The following is a 19,736-nucleotide window of genomic DNA, read 5'->3' on the forward strand; positions in this document are numbered from 1 at the left end:
TAGACTATCCGCCGTATACCCGAATTTCGGTTACTTCTGCACGCGGACATCCGTTAGTCTCTAATACAACAAGGCGAAGCTTCTCAGCCGTCACGGCGCTGGACAGGCGGTGGATTCTTTTTCTCCTATGGTTATCCTGTACCTCTACGGCGGTACTCCATCCGTCTGAGCCAAAGATGTCCACGCGATAATGTTTCACAAGCTCCGGAATCACTTCAAACGGGGTGAAATGATGATGAAGGTTGATCAGATCCTCGTTTACATCGTCATTGAAGGTAAGCTGGATCTCGCGGATGAGCTGCGTATGCTCCCAGCTCAGCTCAAGCCACTCCTCCCCGGCTTCGGTTAAAGTGCCGGAGGACCATAGCTGCGGCCCCCCGTATGGCCGATTATAGCCTCCCGCCGCTTTATCCGGTGAGTAGGCGCTGGTCGGAGCCGTCAAGCGGATGCATAAAGGGCTGCGAGCCTGTCCGTGCATGCGCCACTGCGCCACAGGTTGTGCGGGCTGGACGTCAAGCTCGGCGGATACAATCGGCTGCGGACCTTTTTCGAAGACAATAATACCGGTTTGCGGCTGCACGGAGCTGTGCAGGGTTACGGACTCGTTCGCTTTAATTATGATAAAAGCATTAGCCGGCGATTCCGGGCGCCACTTCAGCGGAATGCGGACCCACTGCGAAGGGCCTTGCTTCACTTCAACTTCATAGGTGTCAATCTGTGTATGAGGCACATAGTTTTCCCGCTTGCCGGTCGTCCACAACTCAACGGTCAACGTGACTGTCGCCGCGGCTGTGAGGAGAAGCTCCATCCCGTCAAGACCGGGGTCAACGGGCACAAGAACCCCTGTGTCCTCATTCAGATTCCGTACATTGCCGGCGTTCTCCACATTAAGCTGCGTGAGGAAGCTCGAAGCGCTTATCCGGGCTGCACGGGCCAAATCATGCGGATCGCGGTTCACTACCCCGATGAGGGAAGCGTCCTGCCTGAGAAGCGTTTGCTGAAGCAGTTCCAGATGGTTCCTATGAAGCTCCCGCGGTGAAACACCCTGACGCAGACATAATGCTGCCCCTGTCCCCGCCGCTTCACCGATTACCGCACAGGTGGCCATGACCCGTGTGGTTCCAAAAGCCACATGCGAAGCGCTGATGTTACGTCCGGCGAACATCAGGTTATTCACATTGGAAGAATACAGGCTGCGAAACGGAATATGATAAATGCCATCCGCAAACAGATGCTTGGAGCCGCTTTGCTGGGAATAAACCCCTTGCGGGGGATGCAAATCGATCGACCATCCGCCGAAAGCGACTCTGTCCTCAAATGGGGTTTGGGCCAGAATATCCTGCTGGTTCAGCACATAATCGCCCAGGAAGCGTCGGTATTCACGTTTGCCTGGAACACTGCCTACCCATTCCAGCGTCATGGTTTCGGAATCGAACTGGCCGGAGTTCTTAATATAATCCCAAATTCCGTAGATCACCGCCCACAGCTCGTCACGGATCGCTTCGTTGTCATGCACGATATCATGCTCGCCGCCCCATTCGATCCACCAGTAGGCACAGCCATTGTCACCGCTGCGGATGACCCGCTTCAGCGGTATGCTCGTTGACTGGATATCCTTGGCAAAGCTCGGCGCGATATATTTCACCGGTTGACCGGTATCCTTCGTATAGAACAGGAGCGTGCTGCCAAGCGTAATATTATCGGCTGTTTCCGGCGCCCAATCCTCCTGGTATTCCGATTTGGCCTCTCTGCCGATCCGGTGCCTGGCCCCGGCCAGGAAGCCGACAAGTCCGTCTCCCGTGCAATCCAGAAACATCGGACTATGAAATTGAATACGCCGCTCCGAGCCCATCATCCAGCCTGTCACGGACTTGATGTTGCGATTGTCCTCGCCGCCTTCCGCATCCACTTCATGAACATCGGTATTAAGAAACAGGCTGATATTTGCTTCAGCCCGGACCGCTTCCATCAGTACCAGATCCCAAATATACGGATTTCCTTCTTTATTCCGGTACTGATTCTCCACAAACAGCTCGCCCATAATTCCGGTTTCCCTGGCATACCGATTCGTCCCATGGGCTGTCGCGCCGCAGACCCAAACCCGGACTTCACTGCTGGAATTGCCTCCAAGCACAGATCGGTTGTGCACGAGCGCCACTTTGCTCCCCAATCTGGCAGCCGCTATTGCTGCGCATAAGCCCGCAAGACCGCCGCCTATAACCGTCACATCAAATTGCAGGGATTCATTTCTCATTCTTGCACCGCCTTATAAGCTAATTAGATTTAATTTATTTCATTGTATAAAATCTGCTCATAGAGATGAATGCATCATGTTACAATATGAGATATACTTTATTTCGCCATATGGAGAGGTGCTGTCCCTGTGAGTCCTTCCTTCGCTGTCACGCTTCACAGCCATATATACTGGAACCGCAAAGAGGTCTTTGCCCTGGACAAAGACCGCTATCCGTACTGGACGCTATTCGCGGTAGAAAAGGGAACATTCCAATATGATATCGGCGGACAGAAAGGGACTGCCGCCGAGAATGAATTGATCCTGTGTCCGCCGCAGGTCTGGTTTCACCGCCGCGCGCTGCATCCTGTATCCTTTCATTTCGTGCAATTCGAATGGAATAGTGCGGAATCCCCTTTGGATGATCCAACGGCTGAGGTACGGGTCAGGATCGCCGATACGCTAAGGCTGTCAACCAGCTTCGCTTATTTGCGCCAGTTGGCAGCACTCACGGACCAGCGATCTCATGACTGGAAAACGTATATGCTAACCGATATGCTGAATATGGCCATATTTGAGCGGGAGTGGGCAGCAAGACAGCCAAAACAACTGGAGAACGGGGATGATCTGATGTTGGAGGTGCGGAAGGAGCTTCAGGCGCGGGCGCTTGGAAATCTTCAAATGGCAGAGCTGGCTTCCGAATTCGGCATCACGCCTGTTCAACTGACAAGACGCTTCCGTGCCGCTTTCGGGGCGACACCTTCCGGATTGTTAGCGGATATCCGGCTGTCCCAAGCCGTTCTCCTGCTCAAAGAAACAGCGCTGACGATGGATGAGATCGCTCAGCGCTGCGGATATGACAACGGTTATTATTTCAGCCGGGTATTCGAGAAGCATCAGCGGATGCGCCCTTCCGTATTTCGCAGGCTCAATCAGGTCTGAAGCCTTCGTTCATCCAGACCGGATGCAGAAGAATCCGCGTCGCCCTCGAAAGTCCGCTACAAATCAATGGTCATGCCTCCGTCGGCAACCAGCGTCGCTCCGGTCATGAAAGAATTTTCGTCGCTTGCGGCAAACATGATGACCGAGGCGATTTCCTCAGGCTGTCCGACACGGCCGATCGGCTGGGAATCGTTCCACTGTTTCATGATCTCTTCCCGCGGCGTATCGAGGTTTTTGACGCTTCCTTCCAGCATCGGTGTTTGTACCGCGCCTGGGAGAACCACGTTGACGCGAATATTCTGTCTGGCATAATCCAGAGCGATTGCCCGCGTCAAGGCGACGATTCCGCCTTTAGAGGCGGAGTAGGCGGAATACCCTTCCAAAGTGGCCAGCGCATGAACCGAACTGACGTTGACGATTGCGCCTCCGCCGGCTTCGACCATGGATGGAATGACTTCGCGGCAGAAGAGGAAGACCGAGGTCAGGTTATTCGTGATCACCTGATTCCATGTATCCAAAGTCAGGTCTGCCAGACGGATTTGCGGACAAACGGCCGCATTATTGACCATGACATCGATTTTACCGTATGCCTCCAGGGTATCGTGGACAACACGCTTCACATCGGCCTCTGAAGATACATCAGCTGCCATGCCGACAGCTCGATGCCCTGCTTCCGTAATTTCACGGGCAACCCGCTCTGCTTTCTCTGCGGTGCGGTTTACGACCACAACCTGCGCTCCGGCTTCCGCAAACCGGTGGCAGACAGCACGGCCGATCCCGCCGCCGCCGCCCGTTACGACAATAATCTTATCCTTCCAGCTCATCGTTTGCTCCCCCTCTTACCTTGTGCTTTCCGCAGCGAAGATACTGCGAAGCGTGCCGATTCCCTCTACAGCTACCTCCACAATGTCCCCAGGCTTCAGCCAAATCTGCGGAGTTCGGCCCATGCCAACTCCCGGCGGTGTTCCCGTACTAATAATATCGCCCGGCTGCAGCGTGATTGTGTTGGATAAGAAAGAAATGAGATAAGCAATATCGAAAATCAGTTCTTTCGTATTTGAATTCTGCATCATTTCACCGTTCAAACGCAGGGAGATATCCAGCCGTCCCGGATCTGCAATCTCGTCCGCAGTTACAATCCAGGGGCCCGTAGGAGCGAATCCATCTACCGCTTTGCCGCGTGTCCACTGGGGTTCGTTTAATTGGATATCTCTTGCGCTGACGTCGTTAAGAATGGTATAGCCAAAGACATAATCCATTGCGGACTCCCGGCTGACCTTGCTGGCCCTCCTGCCAATCACAACGGCAAGTTCCACTTCATAGTCGCATTGCGTAACTTCCCGGGGAATGACAACCTCATCCTCATGACCAACCAGGCAATTATTGAATTTTGGAAAAAGCACCGGTTTCTGAGGGACCTGCATACCGGATTCCATGACATGATCGAAATAATTCAATCCTATACAAATAATTTTCTCCGGATCCGTAAGCGGTGAGAGCAGCTTCACTTCATGAAGGGGGATAAGCTCCCCGCCTTCGGCAAGCTGCTTGAGTTCCTCTATAGCATTGGCGGACTCGGCAGCTGCTTCTATCAGTTTGCGCGCCGTCCCCTCAGCCCTGAGTACGCGTACATGCGCTTCGTCCTCCAGTATTCCTACCTTTAAATGGCGATCCGCATCAGCACGGAGAATAAATTGCAGCAGCTTCATTTAAGCGAACTCCTTTTTCAATTCAATGTCAATAAAATTTTTGCTGTTTTACCGGGGCCTGTGATCAGCTTCTCGAAGCAGGCGCCGCCTTCCTCAAGCGGAGCGCTTACAGTCCATGGCAGCAGGTTCACTTTTCCTTCTGCAATCCAATGCAGCGCGGTTTCGAAATCTTGGTGCGAATAAGCAAACGCGCCCTTCATAACAATTTCCCTGCGGATAATGTCATTGACCGGCAGTTGGCTGTCTGCTTCATGCAGCCCGGTAAAGATTAAGCGGCCTCCAGAGCGCAGCGCGTTCACGCTGGCCTGGCGGGTTACCTGTGCGCCAACGGCATCCACAGCGGCATCAAACCCGCCTTCCGGCAATGAACCGCAATCTTCTAGCCTGGTTACAGCAATGCCGCCCAGCTCTCTGGCGATTTCCAATCGTGCTTCATTCAGATCGACAATGACAATGTCGCGCGCTCCACAGACCTGTGCAGCCTGGAGCGTGAACAATCCGATTGGCCCCGCTCCATAGATGACAAGGCGGTCCTCCGGCTTCAAATCAAGCAGACGGCATACATGCACCGCGCAGGCAAAAGGCTCCGCGAATGCGCCTTCCTCCATGGATACATGGGGCACAAGCTCATAGACATTCCGCTCCGCAACTGCGACGAACTCCCCGAAAGCGCCGGGAAGATGGGCTCCGAGCAGCTTTCGTTCCGGGCACAGCTGGGTCTCGCCCGACTGGCAGAATCGGCAGATGCTGCAGGTAACCAGCGGATTAGCGGTTACTCGCGCGCCGGCGGACGTCCGTAAGACCGCTCCGCCCGTCTTCTCCACCAGACCGGCAAATTCATGGCCCATAATAAGCGGCGGCTTGCGCAGGGAATTATGACCCAGATAGCCACCCAGCTCGGAACCGCAGATTCCGACCTTCGAAACGGCGATCAGCACCTCATCTTCCCTGATGTCCGGCACCGGCACCTGGCGCATCTCCATGGTCCGCGGTCCTTCATACACAAGCGCCTTCATCGTTTTCGCTTCATTCGTCATATTCTTCAGCTCCCCCTCTATACCATCCGCTCCCGTTTTTCCCAGCCGGAACGGAACAGTGGCAGCCAGTTTCCTACATGATAGGGATGCTTGCCAACCTCCTCCAGGTTCAGTTCGACGCCCAGTCCCGGACCTTCAGGCGGCTGCAGATAACCATTCTCCACTTTCATTCCCGGGAGAAGCACATTTTCCTCCCACGGTTCGTTGAATTCATCAAAGATCTCATGCATATAGAAGTTCGGAGTCGCCATATTCAGATGGGCACAGACTACCGAGCAGACAGGCCCCTGTGCGCTATGCGGCGCTGTTACGCCGTTGTGGGCATGGACCATGCCGCTGATCTGCTTGGAAGCCGATATTCCGAGGAACTGCGGTTCCAGCTGGATGATATGAACGGCATCATGCTTGAGAAGCTCGGCGAACTGCTCGCGCGAATAATAATCCTCTCCGCAGGCTACCGGCACCGGGCTGCGCCGGGCAACTTCGACCATGGAAGATACGCGGAGCGGGGGAACAGGAGCTTCGAACCATGTCGGGTTGGAAGGCATCATAGCCTCCGCGAACTGCAGCGCCGTATGTACGGAGAAGCGGTTATGCCCTTCAATAAGGATATCCACATCCGGCCCTACTGCCTCGCGCACAGCCGCTATGTTCTCAAGCGCCAGGTTGAAATCGCGTTTCTCCACCGTCCGCCACGCCGCACCGAACGGATCGAATTTAAGCGCGGTGTAGCCTTTGGCCACTACCGCCGTCGCTTTCTCATGGAAGTTCTCCGGCGTGCTTGGGCCGCGGTACCAGCCATTGGCGTAGCAGCGCAGCTTGTCATGGCAGCGGCCGCCTAACAGCTTGTAAACAGGCTGATTAAGCGCCTTGCCCATTATATCCCAGCATGCCGTTTCAATGGCAGCCAGCGCGGAACCCTGGATTTGTCCGCCGTCAGAATAAACATCGCGGAATAGCCTGAGGCTGATCGTCTCTACATCGAAAGGATCCATCCCGATTACCAGATGCTTCAGCTCATGAATCGCCGCTTCCACCGTTTTGGCGAAGCCGTTCAGCGTTCCTTCTCCAAGCCCTGTCAGCCCTTCATCGGTTTCAACCTGGACAAACAGCCAATTCTTCCAGGGATTGCCCAAAATATGTGTGTGCACGTCAATAATTTTCATTTTTTCGTTCATCCTTTCAAACCATAGTTGATGAAATTAACGTACCACGGCAAACTCAGATTTACAATATGTCTAACTTGTATACATCAAAAAAACAAAATCAGAGCAGAACCGTTTTGACAAATTCGATATGTGCAGCGATCAATTGCTCCGTTCGCACAACATCTCTGGCTGTAAGGGCCTCCCGGATCCGAATATGCTCTTCCAGACTTCCCCACAAGCGTTTCTTGTTCTTAACGAAGGTTGTACGTACAGCAATGAGAAATTTATCCTGAATCCGCGACATCGCTTCCGTGAATTCATCATTGCCAAGACCCCTCACAATCATTTCGTGAAATTCCCTGTCCAGACGGACGTAAAGCCCCACATCCTCCTGCTTCACAGCTTCGGCCTGCTGCTCCAGGTTCCGATCCATCAGCATAAAAAAAGTATCGTCCAGTTTCCCCGTCATTTGCTTGGCGGCGAAGGTTTCCAGCGCCAGGCGCAGCTCGTAAATCTCCAATATTTTCTTCAGGGAAATCTCCTGGACAATAACTCCCTGCTTGGGAGAAAGCTTGACCAGACCAATCATCTCCAGCCGGTCAAGTGCCGAACGGATAGGGGTTTTGCTCATCTGCAGAAGCTCGCTGAGGTATTTCTCCGACAGAAAAGTGCCGCCGGACCATTCACCGCTCACAATCCCTTCCTTTATCGCTTCATATGCTGTATCCTTCATTGTTTTCGTCGTCTGGATATCTGCCATTGGCTGCGGACTCCTTGAGTTAGATTTTTTATTTCAAAGCCTATCACAGATCTTTACGGCCGTAAATGCCGGCAGAAAAAATGCCGATTCATGTTATAATCATTAACGTGTGTTTTTATCTATCTTATGGGAGGCTGCCGGAATGGGACTGCGCAAGGAAGCCTATGATGCGATTTTACAATGGATGCTGACCAATGAGTTAACCAAAGGCTCTGTGACCTCGGAGATCGAGCTGAGCAAACGGCTGGATATGAGCCGGACTCCCGTGCGAGCAGCCCTGCAGCAGCTGGAGACGGAAGGTTATGTCCGTATCGTCCCCAAGCATGGCGTGCTGATTCTCGACTCCTCCGCTGACCGCGTAAGCGACTTGTTCGATACTCTGGCCGCGCTTGTACTGTTCGCCATCGAGCAGGCACGGGCTGCCGATCCGGATGAACTGGGCGGCCTCGGGTGCCTGGCAGAGCGCACATTCAAGGATTTGCTGCCTGCCGACAGAGGCAAGTATAACAGCGGTGCGCTGGGAAGATTTGAATATGAACTGCTCAGAGACCTGTCGTCTCTGGGCCATAATCAGGAATTCGCCCGGTTGTTCGAACTTACAACCGCCAAGCTGTTCTGGTTTCACAACGACCGTCGATGGCAAAGTCCTTATCAAGCGGCTACCGTGGAATGTCTGGACCGCTTTCTCGCCATGCTGGCTGAACCCACGAGCTTTCTCCCCGGCACCCTGCTCCATTATTTCCAGCTGCTCAAGCGGACCTGGTCTTGAAGATGCTGCAGTTCTGGCGGAGCCGGCTGCTTGCCCGTAAAACGCCAAAAGGCAGCGGCACAAGCACCGCTGCCTCCCTCATCCTGGAATCAAAACCGCTTAATGCCCTCAGCCGTTACAACTGATAACAGCAGCGGCTTGTCAGCCGGCTTCTTGTTCCCGTTAATCGTATAGGCCTCCCTGACACGCTGCATGGCCGCCTCCACGGACGGACTGTCTTCGCGGGCATGAAGCAGGGCGATAACATCGCCGGCTTTCACACTGTCGCCCACCTTGCGTTTGAGTACCAGTCCCACCGCATGGTCAATGGCATCATCCTTCGCCGCGCGTCCGGCGCCCAGCATCATCGCGGCAAGGCCGAGCTGCTCCGCATCGATATGCAGCACGTAACCTTCCTGCTGCACGATCACCTCGATGATCACCGGAGCTCTCGGGAGCAGGCCGGGGTCATCCGCTACTGCGGGATCGCCCCCCTGCGCCGCGACGAAAGCGCGGAACTTGGCTAGGGCGGCGCCGGATTCCAGCCGCTCAAGGAGCATCACTTCCGCCGCTTCCAGATGATCCGCCTGTCCGCCCAACACGACCATATGCGCACTTAAGGCCAGACATAGATCCAGCAGATCGCGGGGACCATTCCCTTGCAAAACGGCAATGGCTTCTTCCACCTCAAGCGCGTTGCCGATTGCATATCCGAGCGGCTGATCCATGTCGCTGATCAGCGCTGCCGTCCGGCGGCCGACCTGCGAGCCGATCCCCACCATCGCAGCTGCCAGCGCCTCGGAATCTTCCAGCGTCTTCATGAACGCTCCGCTGCCTGTCTTCACATCCAGAACGATGGCGTCCGCACCGGCTGCGATCTTCTTGCTCATGACCGAACTTGCAATAAGCGGAATCGATTCCACTGTGGCCGTCACATCCCGCAGTGCATAGAGCTTCTTGTCTGCCGGCGTAATATTGCCGCTCTGTCCGATCACCGCAATTCCGATCTCGTTCACCTGCGCAAAGAACTGCTCCCTGGAGAGCTCCGTGCGGAAGCCGGCCATAGATTCCAGCTTGTCAATGGTTCCGCCGGTATGACCGAGACCCCTGCCGGACATCTTCGCAACAGGTACGCCGCATGCCGCCACCAGCGGCGCGACAATAAGCGTCGTCTTGTCCCCTACGCCGCCGGTGCTGTGCTTGTCCGCTTTAATGCCCTGAATGGAAGTAAGGTCGACCTGATCGCCCGATTCCGCCATCGCAAGCGTCAAATGGGCGGTTTCTTCAGCTGTCATGCCCTGAAAATAAACAGCCATCGCCCAAGCCGACATCTGGTAATCCGGAATGTCGCCCCTGCTGTAGCCTTCAATGAGAAAAGACAGCTCCTCCGCAGTCAGGGATTCGCCGCTCCGTTTCTTGTGAATGAGATCCACTGCGCGCATCTTTTCCCGTCCTCCTTATGAGGGTGCTAAGATTATGTCGAGTCAAACTGGTTTACTTTCCTGTAATTCAAGCGATTTGCTTTTTTCAGCCTGGGCCTTCAAAATGAGCTGATCAAGCGACTGGCTCAGCAGCAGCACATCCCCGTGCAGGAATGTCTGCTTCCGCATGGCGGTTGCCACCAGTTGTCCCCGTAAACGTTCCAATCGATGATTCATATGGTTGTCCATGAAAATCCTCACTTTTTCGATTTATCACGGACATTATACGACGGTTACGGAACAAAGGATGTCAGAATCGGTCGAGGCCATTATTACATTTTTGTTACAAAAAATGCAATTAAAGGAGTGGTATGATCTCTTCAACAAGTCCCAGGAACCGTGTTTTTACTTTCTCCGTCGTTTCCATAACCTCTTGATGGGACAGAGGCTGATCCAATATACCCGAGGCCATGTTGCTGATACAGGATATTCCAAGCACTTCAATACCCGAATGGCGCGCTGCGACAACTTCGGCAACCGTCGACATTCCGACAGCATCCGCACCCATAATACGCATCATCCGAATTTCGGCCGGTGTCTCATAAGACGGACCCAATACGCCGATATAGACCCCTTCGCGCAATGAGAAGCCCTGCTTCTGCGCAGTCTGTGCGGCAAGCACCCGCAAACGGCGGCTGTATGCCTCCGACATGTCAGGAAACCGCGGTCCGAGTTCATTGTCATTGGGACCCACAAGCGGATTGCGGCCCGTCAGGTTGATATGATCGCTGATCAGCATAAGGTCGCCAGGCTCATAGCCTGTCTGGATCCCGCCCGCTGCATTGGTAACCACGAGGATGCCGACACCAATTGCTTTCATTACCCGTACCGGGAAGGAGGTCAGCTCCGGCCCGTAACCTTCATACATATGAAACCGGCCGCGCATCAGCACGACCGCGCGCCCGGAAAGCGTCCCGATCAACAATTCGCCCGCATGGCCTTCAACTGTAGAGACGGGGAAATGGGGAATCTGTTCGTATGGAATCGTAACCGCATCGCTCAGATGATCGCCCAGCACGCCGAGTCCCGAGCCCAGAATAAGCCCTACCTGGGGTTTAAGCGCTGTACGGCTTGTAATGAATGCCGCGGCTTCGGCAATATGGGAAGCATTTAGTATTGTCATTCTTAAGATCACTCCTGCCAGATAATATGCTAACGTAAACCTTTAATAAACGATGCGCCATTCTGCGGCGGCTTAACGCCGAAGTTATCCGCAATCGTCGCTGCCACATCAGCGAATGTCGATCTTACCCCGAGCGGTCCAGGCGCTTGAAGCGCTGGCCCATAAACCAGCAGGGGCACGTATTCTCTCGTATGGTCCGTGCCTGGATGCGTCGGATCATTGCCGTGATCGGCCGTAATGATCAAGAGATCCCGCTCTCCCAAACGCTCGATCAGAGCAGGTAGCGCACGGTCGAATTCCTCTAGCGCACCTGCATATCCTTGCGGATCGCGCCGGTGGCCGTGGAGCGAATCGAAATCTACCAGGTTGGTGAAAAGCAGCCCTTTAAACGGGCGCTCCAGCGCTTCAACCGTCTTTTGGATGCCGTCCGCATTGCTTTTGGTCGGAAGAGATTCGGTTACCCCTTCACCGTCAAATATGTCATGGATTTTGCCGACCGCGATCACATCATAATTCTTGTCCTGCAGAGCATTAAGGAGTGTGGGTTCTGGCGGCTTCACCGCATAATCGTGACGGTTGGGCGTGCGCTTGAACGCTCCCGGCTCTCCTATGTAAGGTCTTGCAATAACCCGGCCGATGGCATAACGGTCATCCAGGGTCAGCTCGCGGGCAATCCGGCACCCCTCATACAGCTCGTCCAGCGGAATAACCGATTCGTGGGCTGCAATCTGAAACACGCTGTCCGCAGACGTGTAAACGATCCATTTGCCCGTTCGCATCTGCTCCTCGCCCAGTTCCTCGATGATCTCGGTGCCGCTGGCCGGCTTATTGCCAAGAACGCCGCGTCCTGTCCGGGCTTCAAAAGCCATCAGCAGGTCTGTCGGGAAGCCGCTTGGAAAGGTGCGGAAAGGGGTTGTCAGCTTCAGGCCTGCCAGCTCCCAGTGGCCGGTCATCGTGTCCTTTCCAACCGATACTTCTGCCATCTTGCCATAAGAAGCGATGACGTCGCCTTCAGGCGTCCAATCGCCAAGCTTGGTGATCCGGTCAAGTCCGAAGCTGCGCAAATGGGGTAATTCAAGGTTTGGCACTCGATCCAGGATATGACCGATCGTGTGTGCGCCCTCATCTCCAAACGAAGCGGCATCAGGAAGCTCACCTATTCCCACGCTGTCAAGCACAACCAGCGCAATTCGATCAAATCTCATTCGTCCTATCACTCCTCTTATTTCCAATATCAAAGTATTCATTCTTCTGCCGTTTATTTTACTTTTGCCCTGGGATGAGCTTGATTATAAACATCCTTGATGCGCAATTTGGTCACCTGGGTATAAATCTGCGTCGTGGAAATATCGGCATGCCCCAGCATTTCCTGTACCGACCGCAGATCCGCCCCATTTTCCAGCAAATGGGCAGCAAAGGAATGGCGCAGGGTATGCGGCGTAATTTCGCTTTTGATCCCCGCTTCAACCGTGTATTTCTTGATCATTTTCCAGAAGCCCTGTCTCGTCATACGCGTTCCAAGCTGGTTGAGATAAAGAGCGCTCTCCGCGCTCCCCTCCTTCACCAACTTATGGCGGATGGAGACCAGGTAAGCGGACAGCGCGTCGCAAGCAATGCCCCCGAGAGGGATGATCCGCTCCTTGGCGCCTGCTCCCACGCACCGGATAAAACCGAGCGATAAGTCGACATGGTCGACGTCCAGGGAAATCAGCTCCGAAACACGAATGCCGGTAGCATAAAGCAGCTCCAGCATAGCCTTGTCCCGAATTCCGGCAAGCGTCGAGGCGTCGGGTGCGGCAAGCAGGCATTCCACTTCCTCCACGGTCAGCACTTTCGGAATCCGTTTCTCCTGCTTGGGTGTCTCCATGTTGAGCGACGGATCATGCGCAATGATCCGCTGGCTTGTCAGATAATGAAAAAACGAACGAATAGAAACCGTATGCCGCGATACGGTTGCCGTAGCTCTTCCCTGCTGCCGGAGCATAAGCAAATAGCGGGAAATATGATGCATTTGAATATCAGGGATCCCGTTCAATCCCTGCCCCGCCGAAAAATCGAGAAAACCAACCAGATCCCGTTCATAGGAAGCGAGCGTGTTTGGGGAAAGCCTTCTCTGGGCTTCTAAAAAACGGATGAACGTCTGCAGATGAGCTTTCATGTGTTGTTCCTTTCCCGTAAATACGTTCAGCTTCACAATCTCTACACCTGCTATATTCAACAAGCATCGACGTTTTCCTGCCAAACCTAGCCTTTTCCTGTCGAAACGGCTCTTCCAGACGGCTGCTGTGGTTTATTCTCCATACCAGTAAAAGACTTTGAGCCTTTCGAAAAGGCTGGTATCGTCAACGACGGCATAAGGATGAAAAACCTTAAGTGCATGCCCTTGCGGAATTCGGTACGGATCGGATGGAACGATCCAGGTAGCAGCTAACCGGCAACCGCCGTACATGATGAGGGTAAGAATCGACAGCAGCAGGACAAAGGTTATCCGCCTGACCCATTTTCGTACCGACAAGACCACGTTTATCGACTCCCCACTTTAGGAAATACGAGGACTCTGGGTTATTTACAGCCGATTGTCCTCTTTTTAACCTTATGTGAGAGATACGTCATTCATGTCTTGGCCACCGGGCACCTGAGAAAACAAGGAATCAGACTATAACGTCTCCAGCCGGACATACGGCATTCCTACCGCATCCGCAACCTGCGGGTGAGTAATATGGCCTTTGTAGACGTTCACACCTTTGGCGAGTGAACGATTGTGTTCCGCTGCCGATGCGAGTCCGGCCTTGGCCAGTTCCAGCGCATAAGGGATGGTCACGTTCGTCAGCGCGTAGGTCGATGTCCGCGGAACAGCTCCAGGCATATTGGCAACGGCATAGTGAAGGACGCCATGTTTCACATAAATCGGGTCGGAATGTGTGGTGACCCTATCGATTGTTGCAATCGTGCCGCCTTGGTCAACCGCTACATCAACGATTACCGCACCTTTCTTCATCGTTTTGACCATCTCCTCCGGCACGAGATTCGGCGCTTTGGCACCTGGAATAAGGACAGCACCGATCAGCAGATCCGCCCTGCGGACTGCAGCCGCGATGTTGTGGGAATGGGACATCAGCGTGCGGATACGGCCTCCGAATACTTCATCGATATAACGCATCCGCTCAGTGCTTTTCTCCAAAATAACGACACTAGCGCCCATTCCAAGCGCTATTCTCGCCGCATTGGTGCCGACTATGCCGCCGCCCAAAATGATAACCTCTGCCGGAGGAACACCAGGCACGCCTCCCAGCAGCACGCCCCTGCCCCCGTAGAAGGCCTCCAGAAATTGCGCCCCTATCTGAACGGCCATCCGTCCAGCCACCTCGCTCATCGGTGTCAGAAGCGGCAGAGTCCCATTATCCAGCTGGATCGTTTCATAAGCGACAGCCGAGACCCCGGCATCGGCCAGCGCCCGCGCAAGCGGTACTGCCGCAGCCAAATGCAAGTAAGTAAACAGCATGAGTCCGCTGCGGAAATAACCGTATTCCTCAGGCAACGGTTCCTTCACCTTCATAATCATCTCGGCGCGTGACCAGACATCCGCGGCATCCGCGGCGATTAGAGCGCCTTCGGCCATATAGGCTTCGTCCGGAAAGCCGCTTCCCTCACCAGCACCGGGGCCGATCAGCACCTCATGACCGGCGGCGGACAGAATAGCGGCGCCAGCGGGCGTAAGCGCCACGCGATACTCGCCCGATTTGATTTCCTTCGGCACTCCAATCCTCATACGAACGCCTCCTAGTCACCTAGACATACCTATTCTTCTTCATATGCATGATAAGAATTTGTTGACAGTCTTCCCCATACGATTTCCCGCATCCACGTAAATTATGTGACGGCAGACGGCATACACCCACGCCCGCAATCATCCGCCCCCATACAATAGACCAAGAAGTTTATGATTGTGGGAGGTCACATCTTGCGAAAGCTGGAACGGTTGCTGGAAAGCTGTATTTCTGGCGGAGAAACATCGAACACCATTCGCACCTTAATCGGTTTTAAACATCGCTCACAGTACCAAAAAGTAATGAAGGAACTGTCAAAACAGGGCATTACACCCGTCAAATGCATGCGGGAAAGCAACGCGATCTGCTGCCATGTCCACCCTAAACACCGAAATCGGCTGCATGCGCTGAATGCCCATCCCCAAGTGGAATACGTGGAGCCCGATTATAAAATGAAAGCACACGGCCTGCCCCAAAGCAGATTGCCCGCACGCCGGATAAAAAATAGCAAGGATCAGAACACCCGCTGCAAACTGCCCGCAGTCACCTGGAACATTTGCCGGATCAAAGCTCCCAGGGTATGGCCTCGGACGCGAGGCAATGAGACCGGGATCGGTATTATTGATACAGGAATCGCGAAACACCCGGACTTACGTATTGCTGGAGGAATTAATACGATCAACGGCGGATCCTTCCTGGATGATAACGGCCATGGGACCCATGTCGCGGGTATCGCAGCCGCGCTGGGAACAAACGGCCAAATTCCAGGTGCCGCTCCAAGAGCCAGGCTCTACGCAATCAAAGCGCTGGACGCTAATGGCGAGGGCTATATATCGGATATCATAGAAGGCATCGAGTGGTGCAGCAAGAAAAAAATCCCGATAATCAATATGAGCTTTGGGCTCGAGGGTGGGTCCAGCCGGGCTCTGCGGGATGCGGTCCGTCGCGCCTACCGGAAGGGTACGGTAATCGTCGCCTCTGCCGGCAATAACGGACGGTCAAGCGGCAGGATCGATGAACCCGGCCGTTATCCTGAAGTCATTGCGGTAGCCGCATCAACCCGCCGCAACAAGATCGCTTCCTTCAGCAGCAGAGGTAAAGGAATAGCCATCACAGCCCCCGGAAGCAATATTAAATCGACTTGGCTAAACGGTGGATATAAGATTCTGTCCGGCACCAGCATGTCCTGCCCTCATGCGGCCGGCACAGCCGCACTGCTGCTGTCGCTGCGGCCCAGGCTTACGCCCGCGGCTGTCAAGCGGCGCCTGGAATCAACCGCACGGCCTCTGCCGGGCTTCAGCCAGCTGTCCCAGGGCAGTGGATTGCTAAATGCTGCTAAGGCGGCGGAAACCCGCAATCAACAAGGTAAACGACGCCTGGCACCGCACCCTAACAGCTCTTCCCCGCCGCTTCTCCTGGCTGGGGGACTTGCGCCCATACACCAACAAAAACGATAAACGGCAGACGCCGTCCATGTGCTGGTGTAGGTGATAACTTTATATACTGTCTAATATTTTCAAAAAAACTCCCATATGTGCGTCGCTGCCTTCCCAATTGAAGAGGCGGCGCACCATGAGAGTTTATTGTTGCTCGTTTTTTGTTCTGCAGCGGCTGCAAATGCCTTGAAAATCAAGACGATGGTCAATGACTGAAAATCCATATTCCTGCTCAAGCCGCTCTTCCAGTGGACCAAGCCAATCTTCTAATATTTCGTCCATTGATCCGCATTGCACACAGATTAGATGGTGGTGATGATGTTTATTATTGTCGGTTCGCAAATCGTATCTCGCTACCCCGTCGCCGAAATTCAGCTTCTCTACTACATGCAGCTCACTCAACAGCTCTAGCGTCCGGTATACAGTTGCGAGTCCGATCTCTGGCGCCTTATCCTTAACAAGCATAAAAACATCTTCCGCGCTCAGATGATCTTCCTCATTTTCCAACAGTACACGAACCGTCGCTTCACGCTGCGGGGTCAGCTTGTACCCTTGCGACTGAAGCTGCTGCTTAATCTTATCAATCCGGGATTCCATGGTTTCCCCCCTCGCAACTGCTTCGTGCCTATCACCGGAAACGGATGATATAATTATAGGGGCACATTGCGAGGAAAGTCAAACTTTTCTGGAATGATTACAATCCGGTGCCGATGCCTAAGATCAATGGCGCAGCCCACTTCAAAAGAAGCGGTGATACGAACGATTCCACCAGTGCCGCTCCCACCGCTATAAGAATCATAAATACCCCGGTTGCAGTATGCGAGATAAACGATTGGCTCATGGAGCCATACCTTCCCAACAGCCTGTTTTTAATCACATAAATCGAGAAAGATACCGCAGAAACGCTGGCGATCAACAGCGCTGGCACTACGAACAGATTTGCAGGGGCAACCGATACCAACGAGAAAAGCAACCCCTTCCATTCATGCTGGCTGACCAATGTGCCTACGGCAAAACCAACCAATACTCCTTTTAAAAAATCAAGGGCCAGCACAAGCGGCATACCGACAACCGTTAATCCAAGCACCCAGATGAGCAAAATCCATTTGGCGTTGAATATCGCCCGGTCCCAGAAGGACTGCGCTGCGTCAGGCAGCATCCCTGACTGAATATGTTGGGCGAATTGTTGTACATCCCCTGCCAGGTCCTGCTGCTGATCCAGAGTCAGCGCATTGACCAGCAGAGCGCCGAATACGAGTCCCACCACAAACAGAACGCAAACAAATACATACAGGACCAACTTGTCTTTGATCATCGGCTGAAGCGTTGAAGAACGCATGGAACATCCCTCCAGATAAGACCGGATGGTTCATTATATGTCCAAGCTGTCCACGCTATGCCGTCTGATCTTGGGTCAGGCAAGTCACAGCACAAAGAATCAATCAGCGTTTGCGCTATCTGTTATCCTGCTTTCGGAGCTGGTGACTTTACCGTACCGTCCTCCGCCTCCGGAGAGAAGATTCAACGTTCCCGATCGGGAGCGCGCAATAACCGAAGCGGTTGCTTCTCCCGCCGTCTGGGCGATCTCGCTCACCTTCGCATCATGCAGGATGTTCATTTCCGTACCGAAGCGGTCCAGCAGCTTGTCCATCGTCCGTTTGCCTACACCGGGGATGAATTCCAGCGGAACCTGGTACACATAGGGTGGCCTGTCATCGGGAACGACAGGTTTATTCCTCCCCGCCTGGAAAGCGAGCTCCTCAATACGGTCCATCACTCCCCGCACCTGCTTGAGACTGCCGCAGTGCGCGCACCGGCCGGCGGCATTTATCTCATCCGCAAGCTCGCCGCAGTTCACGCAGTAAGTCCGGTGGTATTTGCCCAAGACGGGATTCAGCCCGTAATTCGCCGTGATGGCTCTGCCCGAGAGGCCTCGGAGTGCTAGCGCAAGTTCGGCAAAGGAAGGTTCTGCGATGAGAAGCTCATTGTATTCGCGGCCGATCTTTCCCAGGGAATGGGCATCCGAATTCGTTACAAATGGAAGACCGTCCAGCTCAGGGATCAGCCCGGCCATATAACTGTCGGAACTAAGTCCAAGCTCAACGGCATCGACAAGCATTGGATCCAGCGTACGGTCCAGACGGTCGGAGCAGCTGCCGAACAAGCTTTTGTGCGGCGTGAAAATATGGGCCGGAATAAACAGCCCGCCCCTGTCCTTCACTTCCCGCTGAAGCACGCCTGCAGGCACATAAATGCGCTGCGAGCTGAGATTGACATTCTTCATATGGCGGGACATCCAGACCGTAAACTCCTTCATATCTGCAAGGGATGGGAGGTATGCCAAATGATGGGCGGGACCACAGCCTTCATCTCTGACTTCGATCTCCGCACCGAGCAGAATCGTCGTCTCCTTGTACCGGATACCGCCGCCCTGGGCCTCTTCCATTTCCCCGCTTTCCAGAAGATTGGCGATATCCTCCTGAACACCGGGGGCATGACAGTCTATGATGCCCAGCAGACCGATTCCTTTGCGGACGGCGGCTTCATGGGCAATATTAAAGAAGGTCAAATCGCGGCTGCCGCTTATTTTTACCGGCTGGCCGCTTTCCGTCCGCCCGATATGCAGATGAAGGTCGGCAAACACTCGCCCTAACTTCGATGTTTTCATTACAGTCCGATCTCTCCGGTCAATCGGTAAATCTGCCAGGCATATACAGCCAGAATCGTCTTGGCATCGCTGATACGCTCCTCGCGGATATACTGCTGCGCCTCTTCGAAGGAAAGGGACTCCACCGCCAGAAATTCATCCTCGTCCGGGCGGCTATCCCCCTTCACCAGATCCTCAGCCACATAAAGATAGAGCTTCTCGTCGGCAAAGCCTGGCGATGTATAGAACGCGCTCAACGGACGAAGCTTGCCTGCCCGGTATCCCGTCTCCTCCTCCAGCTCGCGCGCTGCCGCTTCCATAGGGTCCTCACCTGCATCCAGCTTGCCTGCAGGAATTTCAACCTGAAATTTCTCCATTGCTTTGCGGTATTGCTCCACAACAAGCATCCGTCCGTCAATCAGCGCCAGAACCGCGGCTGCGCCCGGATGCCGGATAATTTCCCTGGTGGCTGTTCCTTCGCCTGGCAGCTGCACCGTATCTACCTGAAGGGAAATCACTTTTCCTTGGAAAACCGGCACAGTCGAGATTGTTTTTTCCTGATATTCCTCCGTATATTTCAGCATTCTCAGCTTCAGCTCCTTATTTGTATTCAAGCCTATCATGACGTTTAAACAAGCTTGGCATAATGGATCGTTATTTTGCATATGCATAAGCAGAATCATAAACCTTGCAGACGCGTAACCG

Annotated in this window: 20 protein-coding genes; 3 read left to right on the forward strand and 17 right to left on the reverse strand. The window is 53.9% G+C overall.

Annotated elements, in window-relative coordinates:
* Positions 1–4 precede the first annotated feature (4 nt).
* Positions 5–2,254 (reverse strand): FAD-dependent oxidoreductase, encoded by a 2,250-nt coding sequence (locus tag IEY46_RS14515; RefSeq protein ID WP_188992704.1) that lies wholly within the window; start codon positions 2,252–2,254, stop codon positions 5–7.
* Between the two features lie 129 nt (positions 2,255–2,383).
* On the opposite strand from IEY46_RS14515, the gene IEY46_RS14520 reads away from it, so the two are divergent.
* Entirely contained in the window at positions 2,384–3,175 is a 792-nt protein-coding gene (locus tag IEY46_RS14520; RefSeq protein WP_188992705.1) for a helix-turn-helix domain-containing protein, read from the forward strand.
* Positions 3,176–3,231: 56 nt separating this feature from the next.
* Here the strand turns inward: IEY46_RS14520 and IEY46_RS14525 are convergent, their stop codons facing one another.
* From IEY46_RS14525 to IEY46_RS14545, 5 genes are all read right to left on the reverse strand, one after another.
* Entirely contained in the window at positions 3,232–3,999 is a 768-nt protein-coding gene (locus IEY46_RS14525; RefSeq protein WP_188992706.1) for an SDR family NAD(P)-dependent oxidoreductase, read from the reverse strand.
* A gap of 15 nt (positions 4,000–4,014) precedes the next feature.
* Positions 4,015–4,884 (reverse strand): fumarylacetoacetate hydrolase family protein, encoded by an 870-nt coding sequence (locus IEY46_RS14530; protein WP_188992707.1) that lies wholly within the window; start codon positions 4,882–4,884, stop codon positions 4,015–4,017.
* A 17-nt stretch (positions 4,885–4,901) separates the two neighbouring features.
* Positions 4,902–5,921: an alcohol dehydrogenase catalytic domain-containing protein gene (locus IEY46_RS14535; protein WP_229750298.1), complete on the reverse strand. Its 1,020-nt coding sequence runs from the start codon at positions 5,919–5,921 to the stop codon at positions 4,902–4,904.
* A gap of 17 nt (positions 5,922–5,938) precedes the next feature.
* The gene (locus IEY46_RS14540) at positions 5,939–7,087 is read right to left on the reverse strand and encodes a mandelate racemase/muconate lactonizing enzyme family protein (RefSeq protein ID WP_188992708.1); all 1,149 of its coding nucleotides are present in this window, start codon (positions 7,085–7,087) and stop codon (positions 5,939–5,941) included.
* Between the two features lie 100 nt (positions 7,088–7,187).
* Entirely contained in the window at positions 7,188–7,829 is a 642-nt protein-coding gene (locus tag IEY46_RS14545; protein WP_188992709.1) for a GntR family transcriptional regulator, read from the reverse strand.
* A gap of 142 nt (positions 7,830–7,971) precedes the next feature.
* Between IEY46_RS14545 and IEY46_RS14550 the strand changes: the two genes are divergently transcribed.
* Positions 7,972–8,598: a GntR family transcriptional regulator gene (locus tag IEY46_RS14550; protein WP_188992710.1), complete on the forward strand. Its 627-nt coding sequence runs from the start codon at positions 7,972–7,974 to the stop codon at positions 8,596–8,598.
* Between the two features lie 89 nt (positions 8,599–8,687).
* Here the strand turns inward: IEY46_RS14550 and IEY46_RS14555 are convergent, their stop codons facing one another.
* The 7 genes from IEY46_RS14555 to ald form a co-directional block, all read right to left on the reverse strand.
* Positions 8,688–10,019, reverse strand: a complete 1,332-nt coding sequence (locus IEY46_RS14555) for a pyrimidine-nucleoside phosphorylase (RefSeq protein WP_188992711.1) — start codon at positions 10,017–10,019, stop codon at positions 8,688–8,690.
* 42 nt (positions 10,020–10,061) lie between these two features.
* Positions 10,062–10,247: a Spo0E family sporulation regulatory protein-aspartic acid phosphatase gene (locus IEY46_RS14560; RefSeq protein WP_229750299.1), complete on the reverse strand. Its 186-nt coding sequence runs from the start codon at positions 10,245–10,247 to the stop codon at positions 10,062–10,064.
* 109 nt (positions 10,248–10,356) lie between these two features.
* Positions 10,357–11,181: a purine-nucleoside phosphorylase gene (locus IEY46_RS14565; RefSeq protein ID WP_188992713.1), complete on the reverse strand. Its 825-nt coding sequence runs from the start codon at positions 11,179–11,181 to the stop codon at positions 10,357–10,359.
* A gap of 29 nt (positions 11,182–11,210) precedes the next feature.
* A complete protein-coding gene (locus IEY46_RS14570; RefSeq protein ID WP_188992714.1) occupies positions 11,211–12,386 on the reverse strand; it encodes a phosphopentomutase in 1,176 nt (391 codons plus the stop codon).
* A gap of 53 nt (positions 12,387–12,439) precedes the next feature.
* Positions 12,440–13,339 (reverse strand): site-specific tyrosine recombinase XerD, encoded by a 900-nt coding sequence (xerD, locus tag IEY46_RS14575; RefSeq protein ID WP_188993848.1) that lies wholly within the window; start codon positions 13,337–13,339, stop codon positions 12,440–12,442.
* Positions 13,340–13,471: 132 nt separating this feature from the next.
* Positions 13,472–13,702, reverse strand: coding sequence for a DUF4227 family protein (locus IEY46_RS14580; RefSeq protein ID WP_188992715.1), 231 nt, complete (start codon positions 13,700–13,702; stop codon positions 13,472–13,474).
* Between the two features lie 135 nt (positions 13,703–13,837).
* Entirely contained in the window at positions 13,838–14,950 is a 1,113-nt protein-coding gene (gene ald / locus IEY46_RS14585; protein WP_188992716.1) for an alanine dehydrogenase, read from the reverse strand.
* A gap of 192 nt (positions 14,951–15,142) precedes the next feature.
* Between ald and IEY46_RS14590 the strand changes: the two genes are divergently transcribed.
* Positions 15,143–16,405 (forward strand): S8 family peptidase, encoded by a 1,263-nt coding sequence (locus tag IEY46_RS14590; RefSeq protein ID WP_188992717.1) that lies wholly within the window; start codon positions 15,143–15,145, stop codon positions 16,403–16,405.
* 123 nt (positions 16,406–16,528) lie between these two features.
* Here the strand turns inward: IEY46_RS14590 and fur are convergent, their stop codons facing one another.
* The 4 genes from fur to IEY46_RS14610 all read right to left on the reverse strand — a co-directional run bounded on the left by fur (position 16,529) and on the right by IEY46_RS14610 (position 19,615).
* Positions 16,529–16,981, reverse strand: a complete 453-nt coding sequence (fur, locus tag IEY46_RS14595; protein WP_188992718.1) for a ferric iron uptake transcriptional regulator — start codon at positions 16,979–16,981, stop codon at positions 16,529–16,531.
* 97 nt (positions 16,982–17,078) lie between these two features.
* Entirely contained in the window at positions 17,079–17,723 is a 645-nt protein-coding gene (spoIIM, locus tag IEY46_RS14600) for a stage II sporulation protein M (RefSeq protein ID WP_188992719.1), read from the reverse strand.
* 99 nt (positions 17,724–17,822) lie between these two features.
* Complete coding sequence (locus IEY46_RS14605) at positions 17,823–19,052, reverse strand: endonuclease Q family protein (RefSeq protein ID WP_188992720.1); 1,230 nt, start codon at positions 19,050–19,052, stop codon at positions 17,823–17,825.
* Positions 19,052–19,615 carry an NUDIX domain-containing protein gene (locus tag IEY46_RS14610; RefSeq protein ID WP_188992721.1) on the reverse strand — a complete coding sequence of 188 codons (564 nt, stop codon included), beginning with the start codon at positions 19,613–19,615 and terminating at the stop codon, positions 19,052–19,054. The genes IEY46_RS14605 and IEY46_RS14610 overlap by 1 nt, the downstream gene beginning before the upstream one ends.
* Positions 19,616–19,736: the final 121 nt, after the last annotated feature.

Source organism: Paenibacillus nasutitermitis, from assembly GCF_014641075.1.
Taxonomy (GTDB): Bacteria; Bacillota; Bacilli; order Paenibacillales; family Paenibacillaceae; genus Paenibacillus_Z; species Paenibacillus_Z nasutitermitis.